Source organism: Hephaestia sp. MAHUQ-44 (assembly GCF_023806085.1).
In the GTDB taxonomy this organism is placed as follows: domain Bacteria; phylum Pseudomonadota; class Alphaproteobacteria; order Sphingomonadales; family Sphingomonadaceae; genus Sphingomonas.
The window spans coordinates 25,649-42,158 of sequence record NZ_JAMSLX010000004.1; the positions used below are offsets into that span (position 1 = coordinate 25,649).

Here is a 16,510-nt window from a genome sequence, read left to right on the forward strand (position 1 = left end):
GCAAGAAGAGCGGCCCTTCGACAGGCTCAGGGCGAACGGTATCGGGGACGGCGCGGCGGCTTGGGCATCAATCGTCGTCTTTGCGGTCCTCCGCCTGCCGCTCGCGCCATTTCCTGGCGGCGAGCGTGGCGCCGAGGATGAATCCGCCGGGGGCGAGCAGGATCACGGCGGCGAGGCCGAGGCGGTTCCAGTTCTTGCGGTCCATGCCCGCCCATGTAGCGGACAAGGCTGAACCTGCAATTGCTGCGTCTGTTTGGAAGGTGCCGTCTATCTCTCAGCCAAGATCGTCTCGGATGAAATCGGCGCACCGTTCGCCGATCATGATCGAGGGCGCGTTGGTATTGCCCGAGACGAGCCTGGGCATCACCGACGCATCGGCGACGTAGAGTCCATCGACCCCGCGCACGCGCAGTCGCGGATCGCACACCGCCGCGTCGTCCGATCCCATCCGCGCGGTGCCGACCGGGTGGTAGACGGTATCGGCGCGCGACCGGATCAACTGTTCGAGCGCGGCGTCGTCGGCGAGATCGACCGGATAGCGGTCCTTGCCTTGATGATCCGCGAGCGGCGGCGTCTCGAGGATGCGGTACATCGCGCGCACCCCGGCCTTGAGCACGGCCATGTCGCGATCGTCGGTGAGGAAGGCGGGATCGATCAGCGGCGCCGCGCGCGGATCGGCCGAGGCGAGCGTCACGCTGCCGGCACTCTCGGGGCGCAGCACGCAGACGTGGCAGCTATAGCCGTGCGCCTTGACCGCGACGCGGCCGTGATCCTCGAGCGGGGCGATGACGAAATGGAGCTGGACGTCGGGCGCGGGCGCGCCGGGGGTCACCGTTAGGAAGCCGCCCGCCTCGGCATAGGGCGTGGTCATCAGCCCCGAGCGCGACCATTTCCAGCGCAGGATCGCGCGGACGACATCCACGCTGCCCTTGAGCGAGCGGCCCATGAACGCCGTGCCCGGCGTCTCGAAGCTCGCGACGTAATCCACATGATCCTGCAAATTCTGCCCGACGCTATCGCGCGCGACGCGCACCGGGATGCCGTGTTCGGCGAGGTGCGCCGGGCCGCCGATCCCTGAAAGCATCAGCAATTGCGGCGTGCCGAATACCCCGCCGGCCAGCACCACCGCGCGGCGGGCGCGGATCACGTGGTGCGCGCCGCCGCGTTCATAGGCGACGCCGACCGCGCGGCCGTCCTCGACCACCACGCGTTCGGCGAGCACGTCGGTGAGGATATTGAGATTCGGGCGGCGTTTGGCTTCGCCCAGATAGGCGCGCGCCGAGGTCCAGCGCTCGCCGCCTTTCTGCGTCACCTGATAGAGGCCGACGCCTTCCTGGCTGGCGCCGTTGAAATCGGCGTTGACCGGGATTTGCAGCCGCCGCGCCGCTTCGATGAAATCATGGGCGCCGGGGTGCGCATAATCCTGATTGCTCACCCACAATGGCCCATTGACGCCGTGCCAGGCGTCGGCGCCGTTCACATTGTGCTCGGCGCGTTTGAAATAGGGGAGAACCTCGTCCCAGCCCCAGCCGGTCGCGCCGAGTTTGGCCCAGCGATCGTAATCCCAGGCATTGCCGCGAATGTAGAGCATCGCGTTGATCGCGCTCGATCCGCCCATGCCCTTGCCGCGGGGTTGATAACCGCGGCGGCCGTTCAGCCCGGCTTGCGGGACGGTTTCATATTGCCAGTTGGTCGCCGGGGTCTGGAACGCCATGAAGCCGGGGCACAGCGTGCGGATGCCGTCATTGGCCCCGCCCGCTTCGAGGATCGCGACGCTATATTGGCCGCCCTCGCTCAGGCGACCTGCGGCGGCGGCGCCCCCTGATCCGCCTCCGACGACGACGATATCGGCTTCCTCCACCCGGCCTCTCCCTGCTCTCGTTGCTGCCACCGTGCTTTGATCGTTGCGCTCGTGTCGCGGCTGCCGTCGTGGCTCCAGCCGGGCTCGCGGATGATGTAGCCCAGCTTGTTGGCGAGCCCGGGTGCCGCCCACACGTCCTTCGCGATCCCCACCCATTCGTGGAACGCCGCCCAGATCAGGTTGAAGCTGCCGAGGTTCTTGACGATGCCGTAGCGGGGCTTGTCGTCGTCGCGCTCGGGCTCGAACGTGCCGAGCCATTTGTCCCAGACGATGAACACGCCGGCATAATTCTTGTCGAGATAACGCGGGTTGGTCGCGTGGTGGACGCGGTGGTGCGACGGCGTGTTCATCACCGCTTCGAACCAGCGCGGCATCCGCCCGATCACTTCGGTGTGAATCCAGAATTGGTAGATCAGGTTGAGCCCTGCGACGAAGAACACGAGGCCCGGCGGAAAGCCGATCAGGAACAGCGGCAGGCGGAACGCGAACGACACGCTGAAAAAGCCGGTCCAGGTCTGCCGAAGCGCGGTCGACAGATTATAATGCTGGCTCGAATGGTGAATGACATGGCTCGCCCAGAACCAGCGCACGCGGTGCGCCGAGCGGTGGAACACGTAATAAGCGAAATCGTCGATCACAAAGGCGACGACGAACCAATACCATTGATAGCCGATGTCGAAGAGGCGGAACTGCCATACCCAGAAGGCGAGCGCGACCACCAGCCCGCCCGACAATACGCCCGCGATCGTGCTGCCCAGCCCGAGCGCGAGCGAGGTCAGCGTGTCGCGGGGCTCGTAGCGCCGCCGCCGGTGTGTCGCCCACACGACCAGCATCTCGGCGAGCACCAGCACGACGAACGCGGGAACCGCGATAGTGACCGGATCGGGCAACTCCATGCCCGCTTGTTTACACTGATGTCAGCGAGCGCGCCATACGGCGGACGTCGAGCACGTCCACGCCCTTCAACTTGATCAGGCCGAAGCGGCGATCGCCGGTTTCGACCTCGATCCCCTCGTGCGTCGATCGTACCGCCGACCAGCGGACCTCGCGCACCGCGAGGTTGACGCCGTGGCATTTGACCACCGCGACGCGGCCGCCATCCCCCGTGACGATCGCGGCGAGATCGTCATCGGACACCAGCGCGCCTTCCGCCCGGAAGCCCGCGAGCGCGTCCTCGACCGCCTGCGCCGCGACGCTTGCATCCTCGACCTTGCCGTCGCGACCGAGCCTGAGCAGCCAGGCGACCCCCGCCAGTGCCAGTATCGCCACCAATGATCCGGCGAGAACCAGCCAGTTCATGCGCGCCCGGACGACAGCTTATCGAGCAGCGGCCGGATGCCCGACAGGTCGTAGCCCGCCGCGGCCGCCTTGGCGGTGATCGTCTCGGGGTCGCCGCCGGCCTTGGCTTCGGCGAGCGCCCAGAGATGCGCCGAGCGCGTGCCCGAGCGGCAGAAGGCGAGTACCGGCCCCCCGGCCGCGTCGAGCGCGGCGCGCATCGCCTCGATCTTGGCATGCGAAAAGCCGCTATGGTCGATCGGGATCGCGGTATAATCGAGCCCGAGCGTCTCGGCGGCATGGCCTACCGCCGCGCCCTCGGGCTGGCCTGCTTCCTCGGCATCGGGGCGATTGTTGATGATCGCGAGGAACCCCTCGGCGGCCAGCGTGGTGACATCGGCGGGGTCGATCTGCGGCGAGACCGAGATCCGATCGTCAATCCGGCGAATCTGCATTGCGTCCTCTTTTCTCGGAAAGGGCAGGCCCCTTCATTCTTCGCGTCATGGTGCGTCCTGGATCACCCGAAGGAAAGCGTCGCCATAGGCCTCCAGTTTCTTCGCGCCAACGCCTGAAATGGTGCTGAGTTGCTGGAGGCTGCCGGGGCGGATCGCCGCCATGTCGCGCAGCACCGAATCGTGGAAGATGACATAGGGCGGCACCTGCGCCTCGGCGGCGAGATCGCGCCGCTTGGCGCGCAGCGCCTCGAACAGCGGATCGCCGATCGGATTGGCTTCCGCCGTGCCGCGCCGGCGGCGGCGCTCACGCCGGGGCGGGAGCACGAGTGCGAGTTCCTCCCCACCCTTGAGCAGCCCGCGCGCGCCGGGGCCGAATTCGAGTCCACCATGCGCGTTGGTGCGCAGCGCGTCGCGCAGCAGCAGCGCGCGCGCGACCGGTTTGACCAACGCGGCCTCGTCGCCGTCGACGATTCCCCAGACCGAGAGGTTTTCGTGGCCGTTCATCAGGCTGCGCTCGCTCGAGCGGCCGGTCAGCACCTCCTCGATATAGCCGACGCCGAACATTTGCCCGGTGCGGAACACCGCCGAGAGGAATTTGCGCGCGGTCTGCGTTGCATCGAGCGCGGCGGGCGGGTGGAGGCAATTGTCGCAATTGCCGCAGGTGGCGGGCGGGTTCTCGCCGAAATGCCGCAGCAGGATCGCGCGGCGGCACCCCGCGGTCTCGACCAGCGCGCCGAGCGCGGTCAGCCGCGCGCGCTCGCCCGCCTGGCGTTCGGGCTCGACCTCGCTCATCCGCAGGCGCGCCTTGGCGAAATCCTCCGCGCCCCAGAACAGATGCGCCACCGCCGGATCGCCGTCGCGCCCCGCGCGGCCGGTTTCCTGATAATAAGCCTCGATCGATTTGGGGAGCGCCGCGTGCGCGACGAAGCGCACGTCGGGCTTGTCGATCCCCATGCCGAACGCGATCGTCGCGCAGATCACCATATCCTCGCTGGCGACGAAATCGGCCTGATTGCGCGCGCGCACCGCGGGATCGAGCCCGGCATGATAAGCCCGCGTCGGCCGCCCGGTCCGGCTGAGCGCCTCCGCAAGCTTCTCGGTCGCCGCGCGGGTCGGCGCATAGACGATGCCGGGGCCGGGGGTGTCGCGGATCAGGTCGGCGATCTGCTGCGTCGTCCCGGCCTTGGGGCTGATCGCATAGCGGATGTTGGGGCGATCGAACCCGGCGACGATCAGCCCGTCGGGCGGGATGCCGAGCTGGTCGAGGATGTCGGCGCGGGTATGCGCGTCGGCGGTCGCGGTCAGCGCGAGGCGCGGGACTTGCGGGAAGCTATCGAGCAGCGGGCGCAGCAGCCGGTAATCGGGGCGGAAATCATGCCCCCATTCGCTGACGCAATGCGCCTCGTCGATCGCGAACAGATTGAGCTTCGCGCGGCTCAGCAGGTCGCGGAAATGGCCCGACGAGGCGCGCTCGGGGGCGACGTAGAGCAGGTCGAGATCGCCGGCGACGAAGCGCTCACGCGTTTCGGCGCGATTGTCGTCGACCGAGGTCAGCGTCGCGGCGCGGATGCCCACCGCCTCGGCCGCGCGCAACTGATCGTGCATCAGCGCGATCAGCGGGCTGACGACGACGCAGGTTCCCTCGCGCATCACCGCGGGGAGCTGATAGCACAGCGATTTACCGGCGCCTGTCGGCATGACGGCGAGCGTCCGCGTGCTTTCCAGAACGCGCGCGATCACCTGCCGCTGCACGCCGCGAAAGTCCGAAAAGCCGAAAACTGAATTGAGAATGTCGCGCGGGTCGGTCATTGCCGGTGCTATTGCGCACTTCGGGGCGTTACACCAACCCATCGAAGCGAAAGGACAGCGAATGACGGTCGGCACCGTGCGCGACAACCGCGCCGAACAGGAATTCGAACTCGACGTCGACGGCCATCGCGCGATCGCCGCGTACCAGCGCGAGGGCGGGAAAATCGTGTTCACGCATACCAAAGTGCCCAAGGCGATCGAGGGGCGCGGCGTTGCCAGCAAGCTGATCCGCGCCGCGCTCGACGCCGCGCGCGACGAGCGGTTGCAGGTGGTGGCGCAATGCGAATTCGTCGCCGCCTATATCGAGCGCCACCCCGAATATCGTGATCTGGTGAAATGACCGTTACTCTAGCGACGGCTGGAGTCTCGAGCGGCACAAGACCCCAGCTTTCGCTGGGGTGACGGACTCCTATTCCGCCGCCAGCGTCTGTTCGGCGCGTTCCTGGGCCTGACGGTTCCACATCTCGGCGTAGAGGCCGTTTAGACGCAGCAGTTGCGTGTGGGTGCCGCGCTCGACGATGCGGCCCGCGTCGAGCACGATGATTTCATTGGCATCGACCACCGTCGACAGGCGGTGCGCGATCACGATCGTGGTGCGCCCCGCCTCGATAGCCTCCAGCGTCGCCTGGATCTCGGCCTCGGTGCGGCTGTCGAGCGCGCTGGTGGCTTCGTCGAGGATCAGGATCGGGGGGTTCTTGACCAGCGTGCGCGCAATCGCGACGCGCTGTTTCTCGCCGCCCGAGAGCTTGAGCCCGCGCTCGCCGACGCGCGTCGCGTAACCGTCGGGCTGGCGCTCGATGAAATCGGCGATCGCGGCACCGCGCGCGGCGGCCACGATCTCCGCCTCGGTCGCGCCTTCGCGGCCATAAGCGATATTGTAGCCGATCGTGTCGTTGAACAGCACCGTATCCTGCGGGACGATGCCGACCGCGGCGCGCAACGACGCCTGCGTCACTGCCGCGATATCGTGCCCGTCGATCGTGATGCGGCCGCCGGTGAGATCGTAGAAACGGTACATCAGCCGCGCGAGCGTCGATTTTCCTGCCCCCGACGGCCCCACCACCGCGACGGTGTGCCCGGCGGGAATGTCGATCGTGATGCCTTTCAGGATCGGGCGGCCGTCGTCATAGCCGAAACGCACGTCCTCGAAGCGGACATGGCCCTTGGTCACTGCCAGCGCGGGGGCGCCGGGCACGTCGATCACTTCGCTGGGGGTGTCGATCAGCGCGAACATCGCGCCCATATCGATCACGCCCTGCCGGATCGTGCGATAGACCATGCCGAGCAGATCGAGCGGGCGGAAGAGCTGCGACAACAGCGTCGAGACGAACACCACGTCGCCCGCCGAGAAGCGCCCCTGGCTCCAGCCCCAGGCGACGAACGCCATCCCGCCGCCGAGCATCGCGTTGGTGACCAGCGCCTGCCCCACGTTGAGCAAGGCGAGCGAATTCTCGCTTTTGACCGCGGCGCCGGCATAGGCCTCGACCGCCTGATCGTAGCGCCGCGCCTCGCGTTCCTCGGCGCCGAAATATTTGACCGTCTCGAAATTGAGCAGCGAATCGACCGCGTGCGCGACGGCACCCGTGTCGAGATCGTTCATCCGTGCGCGCAACGCATTGCGCCAGTCGGTGATCTTCTGGGTGAAGACGATATAGACCGCGACCATGACGATCGTCGCCGCAACCAGCCACAGGCCGAAATTGATCCAGAAGATGCCGAGCACCAATGCCAGCTCGAACACCGTCGGCGCGATGTTGAACAGCATGAAATAGAGCATCGTATCGATGCTCTTGGTGCCGCGCTCGACGACCTTGGTGACCGCGCCGGTGCGGCGTTCGAGGTGGAAGCGCAACGACAATTGGTGGAGGTGGCGGAACACCTTTGCCGCCAGGCGCCGCGTCGCTTCCTGCCCGACGCGCTCGAACACGACGTTGCGCAGATTGTCGAACAGCGTCGTCGAAAAGCGCGCGGCGGCGTAACCGATCACCAGCAGGATCACGAGCGTGGCGAGCCCGCGATCGCCGGCGGCCATGCGGTCGACCGCATATTTGAGCGTATAGGCGGCACCGAACACCTGGACGAGCTTCGAGGCGAGCACGAGCAGCATCGCCGCGACGATGCGCAGCTTCAGGCGCGGTTCGTCCGCCGGCCACAGATAGGGCAGGAAACGCCGGAGCGTCGGCCACAGCGGCTGATCGAGCGGCGTGTGCGAGGTGGCGGTATCGGGCGGCATGGTGCCCGCATGTAGGGCGCCTGGCGCGGCGGCGCTACCGCGCACGGCCGGTTTCCGCGCGTTGGGAAACCGGGCGCGCGCGGTATCAGGATGGGCGCGCTATTTCGCCGCGCTCGCGGCCACGGCTTGCGCCAGCCCGGGGACGCCATCGGCGCCGTGTTCGGTTTGCGCGGTTGATTTGGCGAGCGTGTCGCCGATCGGCTCGGCACGGCCGCCGAGGCAGGGCTGGAGGAAGTTCTCCGCCACCGCCGCGAAGGCGATGTTGTTTTCCGGCCGCGCGAAGCCGTGCCCTTCGTCGGGAAAGACGATGTAGGTGACGGGAATGTTCTTGGCCGCCATCGCATCGACGATCTGCTGCGATTCGCGCACGTTGACGCGCGGATCGTTGGCCCCCTGCCCGATCAGCAGCGGGCGCTTGATCTTGTCCGCGGCGAACAAGGGCGAGCGTTCCTTGAGCAGCGCGCGCCCGGCCTCGGTGTTGGGATCGCCCATCCGTTTGTAGAATTGCTGTTTGCCGGCTTCCCAATACGGCGGGATCGTCTGGAGCAGGGTGAACAGGTTCGACGGGCCGACGATGTCGACGCCGCACGCGAACCTGTCGGGGGTGAATGCCATCCCCGCCAGCGTGGCATAGCCGCCGTACGAGCCGCCCATAATCGCGACCTTGTCCCGCGTCGTCACGCCCTCAGTCACCGCCCAATCGACCGCGTCGAGCAGATCGTCGTGCATCTTGCGGCCCCATTGCAGGTCGCCCGCCGAGGTGAAGCCCTTGCCGAAGCCGGTCGAGCCGCGGAAATTGACGCTGAGCACGGCATAGCCGCGATTGGCGAGCCATTGATGATAGGGATGGTAGCCGTAATCGTCGCGCGCCCACGGGCCGCCATGGACAAACAATACCATCGGCACCGGTCGATCGGCCTTGCCGTCGGCATTGGCATCGGCCGTTTTGGGCAGCGTCAGATAGGAGACAAGCGTCAGCCCGTCGCGCGCCTTGATCTCCTCGGGCCACATCGGCACCAGCGGCGCGCCGACCAATTGGGGCCGCGTCACGAACAATTCGGTGAGCGTGCGCTGGGCGCGATCATAGACCCAGGTCGAGGAGGGTGCGGTGACGGGATCGAATGCGACCAGCCACTTGGTGCCGTCCGCGGTCTGATCGGTGACGTAGAATTCGCCCTTGTTCTGGCTCTTGAGGAACGCGAGGTCGGCCTTCACCGCATCGCCGACCGCGACGTAATCGTTGGTGAGATAATTGACCGCATAGGCCTCGACCTTGCCCGTCACCGGATCGGTGAGCGTGCCGCCGATATCGGCCTTCGGATTTTCGCCGATCACGGTCATCTTGCCGGTCGCGACGTCCTGCGCCATCAGCGCGGCGGTGTCACGCCCGCGCGAATCGAGCCAGTAGAGGGTCTTGCCGTCGTTGGTGAAACCGGCCGGCGCGGTGGTGAGCGAATCGTCGAGCCCGAACGATACCGTCGGCGTCGCGGCGACCTTGCCGTCGGTCATCTTGAAATAATCATAGCCGCCGTCGTCGCGCGCCTTGGCGGCGAGACGCAGCACCAGATTGTCGTCGGCGAGGAAGCCGGCGTAACCGTCGTTGCGCATCACCTCGGTGAGTTTGCCGGTGCCGAGATCGAGGCTGTAGACGTCGTGCCAGCGGGCATCGCGGTTGTTGAGCCCGATCAGGAGCCGATCCTTGATGTGATGGCTGGTCCCGACGAGCTGGACGCGCGTCTTGGGGAAGTCGGTAAAGGTGCGTGCCGCGCCGGTCGCCGCGTTGACGCCATAGAGTTTGAAATTCTCGTCGCCGCCGGTGTCGTTGACGTAGAGCACCATCGCCGCATCGGGCGACCAGAAGGCGCTGCGGATCGGGCGGGTACGCTCGTTGGTGAGCGGCCTGGCCTGCGACGGGTCGCGCGCGGGCGCCACCCAGACGTTGAGCACGCCATCGCGCGGCGCCAGCCACGACAGCCATTGGCCGTCGGGGCTGATCTGCGCGCCGGCCTTGTCGGGATTGCCGAACAGTTTGGCGCGCTCGATCAGCGGCGGGGCGGCGGTATCGGCGGCGAGCGCGGTGGTGGAAAGCAGCATGGCGGCAAGCCCGGCCGCAAGCAGATGAGAGCGACGCAACAGCATGAAACCTCTCCCCGATTCTATGTTTCCTGCCTGATATCCTCTGCCGCTTTGATGACCGGTGCAAGACACTACGCGCGCGACATGCGATCAGGGCGCGCGCACATAGCTGCCCGGCGCATCCTCGATTGCCTTGAGCTTGCCCTTGCCGGGCACGCGCGCGCGCTTGGCGGGGACGGTTTCGGGATCGTGCGCCTTGAGCCAGTCGATCCAGTCGGGCCACCAACTGCCCTTGGTTTCGGTTGCGCCGGCGACGAAATCGCCGAGCGTGTCGCCCAGCGTCTCGTTGGTCCAATATTGATATTTGCCCGCGGCGGGTGGGTTGACCACGCCTGCAATGTGCCCCGAACCGGCGAGCACGAAGCGGATCGGCCCCTGGAGGTGGCGGGTCAGGTTCCAGACGCTTTCGGCAGGTGCGATATGGTCTTCGCGGCCAGCCTGCACATAGGCCGGGGTCTTGATCCGGGACAGATCGAGCGGGGTGCCCGCGATCGTCAGCGCGCCGGGCTGGACAAGCAAATTGTCGCGATAGAGATCGGTCAGATAGCTCAGGTGCCATTTGGCGGGCAGGTTGGTGGTATCGCCGTTCCAGTGGAGCAGATCGAACGGCACGTAATCCTTGCCGAGCAGGTAATTGTTGGTGACGTAGTTCCAGATCAGGTCGCGCCCGCGCAGCAGGTTGAAGGTCGCGGCCATGAAGCGCCCGTCGAGAAAACCGTCGGGTGACAGTTTCCGGATCAGCGCCAGTTGATCGTCATCGACGAACAGTTTGAGTTCGCCCGCGCGCGCGAAATCGACCTGTGCCGTAAAGAAGGTCGCGCTTTTGACGTGCGCGGCCTGATCGCGTGCGGCGAGCACCGACAGCGTTGCCGCGAGTGTCGTGCCGGCGACGCAATAGCCGATCGCGTGGACGCTCTCGACCCCCAGCGCGTCGCGGATCGTGTCGATCGCATCGATCTGGGCGGTGACATAATCGTCCCAGGTGATGTCCTTCATCGACGCATCGGCCGATTTCCACGAGACCATGAACACGCTCAACCCCTGGTCGACCGCCCATTTGACGAAGCTTTTCTCGGGCCGGAGATCGAGGATGTAGAAGCGGTTGATCCATGGCGGAAAGATGACGAGCGGCGTCGCCGTCACCTGCGCGGTGCTCGGCGTATATTGGATCAGTTCGTAGACCGGCGTGCGGTGGACGACCTTGCCCGGCGTCGTCGCAATGTTGCGGCCGACCTCGAACGCGCCCGAGTCGGTGTGCGTCACCTGCCCCTTGCCGAGATCGGCGAGCATGTTGGCGAGCCCCTTCAGCAGATTCTCGCCGCGCGTCTCGATCGTCCGTTCGAGCACTTCGGGGTTGGTGGCGGGGAAATTGGTCGGACTCATCGCTTCGACGAAGCTGCGAGTCGCGAAGCGCAATTGCTCTTTCTGGTGCGGGCCGATGCCGTCGATCGCCTCGACGCTGCGCAGCAAGTGATCGGCGATCAGGAAATAGCTCTGGCGAATCCAGTCGAATACCGGATTGTCGTGCCATTGCGGTGCCTGAAAGCGGCGGTCGTGTGCGTGTTCGGGCGATTCGGTGGCGGCGGGTGTGGCAGCGGGATCGAGGAAGCGCTGCCACAATTTCATGCTATCCAGCCAGAATTCCTGCGCGCGCGCCATCGTCGCTTTGTCGGTGAAGCCGGGGATCGTCGGCAAAGCGGGCGTATCGTCGAGCGTGTGGAGGCCGTGTTCGAGCATCATCTGCTGCGCGCGGCCCATCACCCACGTCCAATGCTGCATGTCTTCGAGGCTCGGGATCGACGCCGTATCGCGTTGGTCGGCCACCTTCATCTCCTCTGACATCTCCTTTGGCATCTCCTCTGGCATGCGCGCTTTCCTCTCCGTATACCAACGCCCCCGCGTCGCGCGATCTCCGCGTGCCGGCCACGGAGGATGAAATGTCCGAGGAATTCTACCGCATCAAGCGGCTGCCGCCCTATGTCATCGCCGAGGTCAACGGCATGCGGGCAGCGGCGCGGGCGGCAGGCGAGGACATTATCGATCTCGGCATGGGCAATCCCGATCTGCCGCCGGCCGATCACGTCATCGAGAAATTGTGCGAAGTGGCGAGGAAGCCCGATGCGCACGGCTATTCGCAATCGAAGGGGATTCCCGGGCTCAGGCGCGCGCAGGCGGGCTATTATGCGCGCCGTTTCGGGGTCGATCTCGATCCCGAGAGCGAGGTGGTGGTGACGATGGGGTCGAAAGAGGGGCTCGCGAGCCTCGCCACCGCGATCACCGCGCCGGGCGATGTCGTGCTGGCGCCCAACCCGAGCTACCCGATCCACACCTTCGGCTTCATCATCGCCGGCGCGACGATCCGCGCGGTGCCGACCACGCCCGACGACGCCTATTTCGAGAGCCTCGAACGCGCGATGAATTTCACCGTGCCGCGCCCGAGCGTGCTCGTCGTCAATTATCCGTCGAACCCGACCGCCGAGACGGTCGATCTTGCCTTTTACGAGCGACTGGTCGCCTGGGCGCGCGAGAATCAGGTCTGGATCCTCTCCGATCTCGCCTATTCCGAGCTGTATTTCGACGGCAAGCCGACGCCGTCGATCCTGCAGGTCAAAGGCGCCAAGGAGGTTGCGGTCGAATTCACCTCGCTATCGAAGACCTATTCGATGGCGGGCTGGCGGATGGGGTTCGCGGTCGGCAACAAGAAGCTGATCGCGGCGATGACGCGGGTGAAATCCTACCTCGATTACGGCGCGTTCACGCCAATCCAGGCGGCGGCGTGCGCCGCGCTCAACGGCCCGCAGGACATCGTCGCGAAGAATCGCGCGCTCTATCACAAGCGCCGCGACGTGCTGGTCGAGAGTTTCGGCCGCGCCGGCTGGGACATCCCGAGCCCACCCGCGTCGATGTTCGCCTGGGCCCCGCTGCCGCCCGCGCTCGCGCATCTCGGCAGCCTCGAATTCTCCAAGCAATTGCTCACCGAGGCCAAGGTCGCGGTGGCGCCCGGCGTGGGCTATGGCGAAAATGGCGAAGGCTATGTCCGGATCGCGATGGTCGAAAACGAACAGCGGCTGCGCCAGGCGGCGCGCAACGTGAAGCGTTATCTTCAGAGCATGGGCGTCAACACGCCCACGCAGCGGACCGGCTGACCGCATGTTCCTGTTCCGGGGCGTCGAAAGCCATCCGCGATCATTGTTGAAAGCGATCAGCTGGCGCGTGCTCGGCAGTATCGACACCTTCGTGTTGAGCTATGTGTTCACCGGCAGCACCACGGCAGCGGCGTCGATCGCCGGCACCGAGGTGTTTACCAAGATCGTGCTGTTCTATTTCCACGAACGTGCCTGGTCGCTGGTGCATTGGGGGCACCGCCGGCATCCCGACGAACGGCGCGATTCATCGGGTGAGGGTGCGGTACTCGACATGGAAGGCGCGCGGTAGGCGGTAGCGCCGGGGCGAACCCGGCACTTATTCGGCGGCCTGGGCCTCGGGCGGGGTATCGGCGATGTCCTCGGGCAGCGACCAGATCAATTCCTGCTTGGTGAGGACGCGGCCGTCATGCGCGCGCACCTCGATCGGGCCGATCGGGCGACGGTCGCGCGCGTCGACCAGAACCGGCGTGGCGGCGATGCCGGTCTCCCAGCGCTCGCCCCATTGCCTGAGCGCGATCATCGTCGGCAGCAGCGCGGCGCCCTTGTCGGTGAGGCGATATTCGATCTTGCGGCGATCCTCGGGCATCGCCGTGCGCATCAAAATGCCGTGTTCGACCAGCCGCGACAGCCGGTTGGCGAGGATGTTGCGCGCGATCCCCAATTCGGACTGGAATTCCTCGAAATGATAGAGCCCGTTGAACGCCGCGCGCAGGATGAGGAACGACCAGCGCTCACCCATCGCCTCGAGTGCCGCCGGCAGGCTGCATTCGGCCAGATCCCGAAGAGGTTCGCGCAATTTACCTGCCATGAAGGTGCAGCCTATCCCAATTTTCGAGGGTTGGAAATGGGTTATAAGTTTCCACTTGCAACTCGCATCTGCAATAACTAAGTGGCGATTCGCAACTTATTTTGTGGAGGACATCATGTTGCGTTTGGTTCCTGTCGCCGCCGTTGTCGCCACCTCGCTCTCGCTGCTGGGCGCGACGGCGGGCTATGCCCAGTCGCGTAGCTATTATGTCGCCACCGCGCTCGAGGCGCCGGCCAAGGCCAATTTCGTCACCCGCAGCACCGCCTGGTCGTGCGACGGCGCGGTCTGCACCGCCGCCCGCGCGCCCGAACGCGACGTTTTCGTGTGCGAACGCGTCGCGAGCAGCGTCGGCCCGCTGGCTGCCTTTGCCGCCGGCGGCACCGCGCTCGACGCCGACGCGCTCGCCAAGTGCAACGCCAAGGCGAAGTGACGCACCCGGCTAGCGTTTGATCATGTGCGAGGCGGGGGCGCGGGTCCGCTCCCGCCCGTCACCACCCTGTCGATATGATGGTCCGGGGTGGCGGCGAGGGCATGGGGGTGCGGCGCCGTGTCCGATTCGTTCGACCCAAACGCAATTCATGTTGCAAAGCGGCACGGCGCGGCCCCATCTTGGCGGCGTGTTGCGGCAATATGAACTGGTCGATCGGGTCCTGGGCTACGATCCTCAAGCCGACGAGGCGCTGCTCAACCGCGCCTATGTCTTTTCGATGCACGCCCATGGCAGCCAGAAGCGCGCCAGCGGCGATCCCTATTTCAGCCATCCGATCGAAGTCGCGGGCATCCTGACCGATCTCCATCTCGACGACGAGACGATCGCGACCGCGATCCTCCACGATACGATCGAGGATACCGTCGCCACGCCCGAAGAGATCCGCAAGCTGTTCGGCGCCAATGTCGCGCGGATGGTCGACGGCGTCACCAAGCTCTCGTCGATCGAGGCGCAGACCGAGAATGAGCGCGCGGCGGAGAATCTGCGCAAATTCCTGCTGGCGATGTCCGACGATATCCGCGTGCTGCTGGTCAAGCTCGCCGACCGGCTCCACAATATGCGCACGCTCCACTTCATCTCCAGCGAGGAGAAGCGCCGCCGGATCGCGCGCGAGACGATGGAGATCTACGCGCCGCTCGCCGAGCGGATTGGCATGTACGAATTCATGAAGGAGATGCAGACGCTCGCCTTCCGCGAGATCGAGCCCGAAGCGTATGAATCGATCACCAAACGGCTCGATGCGCTGCGCGAGGGTGATCACGACCGGATCGAGAAGATTTCGAGCGGGCTTGAGCAATTGCTCGCGCGCGCGGGGATCGAGGCCGAGATTTCGGGGCGCGAGAAACATCCCTATTCGATCTGGAAGAAGATGTCCGAGCGCCATGTCAGCCTCGAACAGCTCTCCGACGTGATGGCGTTTCGCGCGATCGTCGGCACCGAGGAGGAATGCTATCGCGCGCTCGGCGTGATCCACCGCCGCTGGCCGGTGGTGCCGGGGCGGTTCAAGGATTATATCTCGACCCCCAAGCGCAACGGCTACCGGTCGCTGCACACCACGGTGATGCACGCCAATACGATGCGCATCGAGGTCCAGATCCGCACTCATGACATGCATGCGCAGGCCGAATTCGGGCTCGCCGCGCATTGGGCGTACAAGCATGACGCGGTGCGCCCCGATACGCAGGTGCGCTGGATTCGCGACCTGATCGAAATCCTCGATACCGCGGGCAGCCCCGAGGAACTGCTCGAACACACCCGCATGGCGATGTATCAGGATCGCATCTTCGCTTTCACCCCCGCGGGCGAATTGTTCCAGCTTCCCAAGGGCGCGACGCCGATCGATTTCGCCTATGCGGTGCACACCGACCTCGGCGATCAGGCGGTGGGCGCCAAGATCAACGGTCGCGTCGTGCCGCTCAGGACGGCGATCGCCAATGGTGATCAGGTGCAGATCCTGCGTTCGAACGCGCAGACGCCGCAGCGCAACTGGCTCAATTTCGCGATCACCGGCAAGGCGCGCGCCGCGATCCGCCGCCATTTGCGCAACAAGGAGCGCGACGAGACCTTCGCGCTCGGCCGCAAGATTTTCGACGATATCGCCCAGCGCTTGCCCGCGGCGATCGCCGCCGATGCGCTCGACAATGCGATCGCGCGCTTGAAGCTTGCCGACGAGACCGCGCTGATGGAAGCGATCGCGCGGCGCACGATCACCGACGAGGAGGTGATGGACGCGCTGATGCCCGGTTCGGCCAGCGCCGCGGCGACGCGCGAGATGCCGCCGCAATCGACCGCGATCTCGATCAAGGGGCTGACGCCGGGGGTCGCCTATACGCTTGCCGAATGCTGCCACCCGGTGCCCGGCGACCGGATCGTCGGCCTGAGGCGGCCGGGGCAGGGGATCGAGGTCCACAGCATCGATTGCAGCCGGCTGGTCGATGGCGAGGATGTCGACTGGATCGATCTCGCCTGGGGCGACGATTCGGAAGGCGGCACCGCGCGGATCAGCGTCGAGGTGAAGAACGAGCCGGGTGCGCTCGGCGTCCTCGCGACGATCATCGGCGCGCAGCGGGCGAACATCATCAACCTGCGTCTCGATACCCGCGACACGACCTTTCACACCAACACGATCGATCTCGAGGTGCATGACGCCGCGCATCTGGTGCGCGTGCTCGCCGCGCTGCGCGCCGCCGAGGCGGTCAGCAAGGCGGAACGGGTATAGGTTGGCCAGCGGCACCGGCCCGCTCTCCACCCCACCACCCAAGTTATTATGCTGTATGGGAGGCGGGGTGGAGAAGCGG

At 66.0% G+C, this 16,510-nt stretch carries 15 protein-coding genes; 5 read left to right on the forward strand and 10 right to left on the reverse strand.

What is annotated here, in order from left to right; genetic code table 11:
• Positions 1-67: 67 nt before the first annotated feature.
• The 6 genes from NFE57_RS05560 to recQ form a co-directional block, all read right to left on the reverse strand.
• On the reverse strand, positions 68-205 hold the full coding sequence (locus tag NFE57_RS05560; RefSeq protein WP_252134585.1) for a hypothetical protein: 138 nt from the start codon (positions 203-205) through the stop codon (positions 68-70).
• Between the two features lie 69 nt (positions 206-274).
• Positions 275-1,861 (reverse strand): GMC family oxidoreductase, encoded by a 1,587-nt coding sequence (locus NFE57_RS05565; protein WP_252134586.1) that lies wholly within the window; start codon positions 1,859-1,861, stop codon positions 275-277.
• A complete protein-coding gene (locus NFE57_RS05570) occupies positions 1,795-2,757 on the reverse strand; it encodes a sterol desaturase family protein (protein WP_252134587.1) in 963 nt (320 codons plus the stop codon). Before NFE57_RS05570 ends, NFE57_RS05565 begins: the two co-directional genes overlap by 67 nt.
• Before the next feature lie 10 nt (positions 2,758-2,767).
• On the reverse strand, positions 2,768-3,160 hold the full coding sequence (locus NFE57_RS05575) for a hypothetical protein (protein WP_252134588.1): 393 nt from the start codon (positions 3,158-3,160) through the stop codon (positions 2,768-2,770).
• The gene (locus NFE57_RS05580; RefSeq protein ID WP_252134589.1) at positions 3,157-3,591 is read right to left on the reverse strand and encodes a protein tyrosine phosphatase family protein; all 435 of its coding nucleotides are present in this window, start codon (positions 3,589-3,591) and stop codon (positions 3,157-3,159) included. The genes NFE57_RS05575 and NFE57_RS05580 overlap by 4 nt, the downstream gene beginning before the upstream one ends.
• A 45-nt stretch (positions 3,592-3,636) precedes the next feature.
• Complete coding sequence (gene recQ / locus NFE57_RS05585; RefSeq protein ID WP_252134590.1) at positions 3,637-5,400, reverse strand: DNA helicase RecQ; 1,764 nt, start codon at positions 5,398-5,400, stop codon at positions 3,637-3,639.
• 61 nt (positions 5,401-5,461) lie between these two features.
• Between recQ and NFE57_RS05590 the strand changes: the two genes are divergently transcribed.
• Positions 5,462-5,740 carry a GNAT family N-acetyltransferase gene (locus tag NFE57_RS05590; protein ID WP_252134591.1) on the forward strand — a complete coding sequence of 93 codons (279 nt, stop codon included), beginning with the start codon at positions 5,462-5,464 and terminating at the stop codon, positions 5,738-5,740.
• A gap of 69 nt (positions 5,741-5,809) precedes the next feature.
• Here NFE57_RS05590 and NFE57_RS05595 read toward each other — a convergent pair whose 3' ends face one another.
• The 3 genes from NFE57_RS05595 to NFE57_RS05605 form a co-directional block, all read right to left on the reverse strand.
• Positions 5,810-7,633 carry an ABCB family ABC transporter ATP-binding protein/permease gene (locus NFE57_RS05595; RefSeq protein ID WP_252134592.1) on the reverse strand — a complete coding sequence of 608 codons (1,824 nt, stop codon included), beginning with the start codon at positions 7,631-7,633 and terminating at the stop codon, positions 5,810-5,812.
• A gap of 99 nt (positions 7,634-7,732) precedes the next feature.
• Positions 7,733-9,772: a S9 family peptidase gene (locus NFE57_RS05600; protein WP_252134593.1), complete on the reverse strand. Its 2,040-nt coding sequence runs from the start codon at positions 9,770-9,772 to the stop codon at positions 7,733-7,735.
• Positions 9,773-9,859: 87 nt separating this feature from the next.
• A complete protein-coding gene (locus tag NFE57_RS05605) occupies positions 9,860-11,599 on the reverse strand; it encodes a PHA/PHB synthase family protein (RefSeq protein ID WP_252134594.1) in 1,740 nt (579 codons plus the stop codon).
• Between the two features lie 107 nt (positions 11,600-11,706).
• Between NFE57_RS05605 and NFE57_RS05610 the strand changes: the two genes are divergently transcribed.
• On the forward strand, positions 11,707-12,915 hold the full coding sequence (locus NFE57_RS05610) for an LL-diaminopimelate aminotransferase (protein ID WP_252134595.1): 1,209 nt from the start codon (positions 11,707-11,709) through the stop codon (positions 12,913-12,915).
• Positions 12,916-12,919: 4 nt separating this feature from the next.
• Complete coding sequence (locus NFE57_RS05615; protein WP_252134596.1) at positions 12,920-13,204, forward strand: DUF2061 domain-containing protein; 285 nt, start codon at positions 12,920-12,922, stop codon at positions 13,202-13,204.
• Between the two features lie 27 nt (positions 13,205-13,231).
• Here the strand turns inward: NFE57_RS05615 and NFE57_RS05620 are convergent, their stop codons facing one another.
• Positions 13,232-13,723, reverse strand: a complete 492-nt coding sequence (locus NFE57_RS05620) for a winged helix-turn-helix transcriptional regulator (protein WP_252134597.1) — start codon at positions 13,721-13,723, stop codon at positions 13,232-13,234.
• A 115-nt stretch (positions 13,724-13,838) separates the two neighbouring features.
• On the opposite strand from NFE57_RS05620, the gene NFE57_RS05625 reads away from it, so the two are divergent.
• Together NFE57_RS05625 and NFE57_RS05630 are read left to right on the forward strand one after the other, a co-directional pair.
• Positions 13,839-14,153, forward strand: coding sequence for a CC_3452 family protein (locus NFE57_RS05625; protein ID WP_252134598.1), 315 nt, complete (start codon positions 13,839-13,841; stop codon positions 14,151-14,153).
• Between the two features lie 187 nt (positions 14,154-14,340).
• Entirely contained in the window at positions 14,341-16,431 is a 2,091-nt protein-coding gene (locus tag NFE57_RS05630; RefSeq protein WP_252134789.1) for a RelA/SpoT family protein, read from the forward strand.
• Positions 16,432-16,510 lie beyond the last annotated feature (79 nt).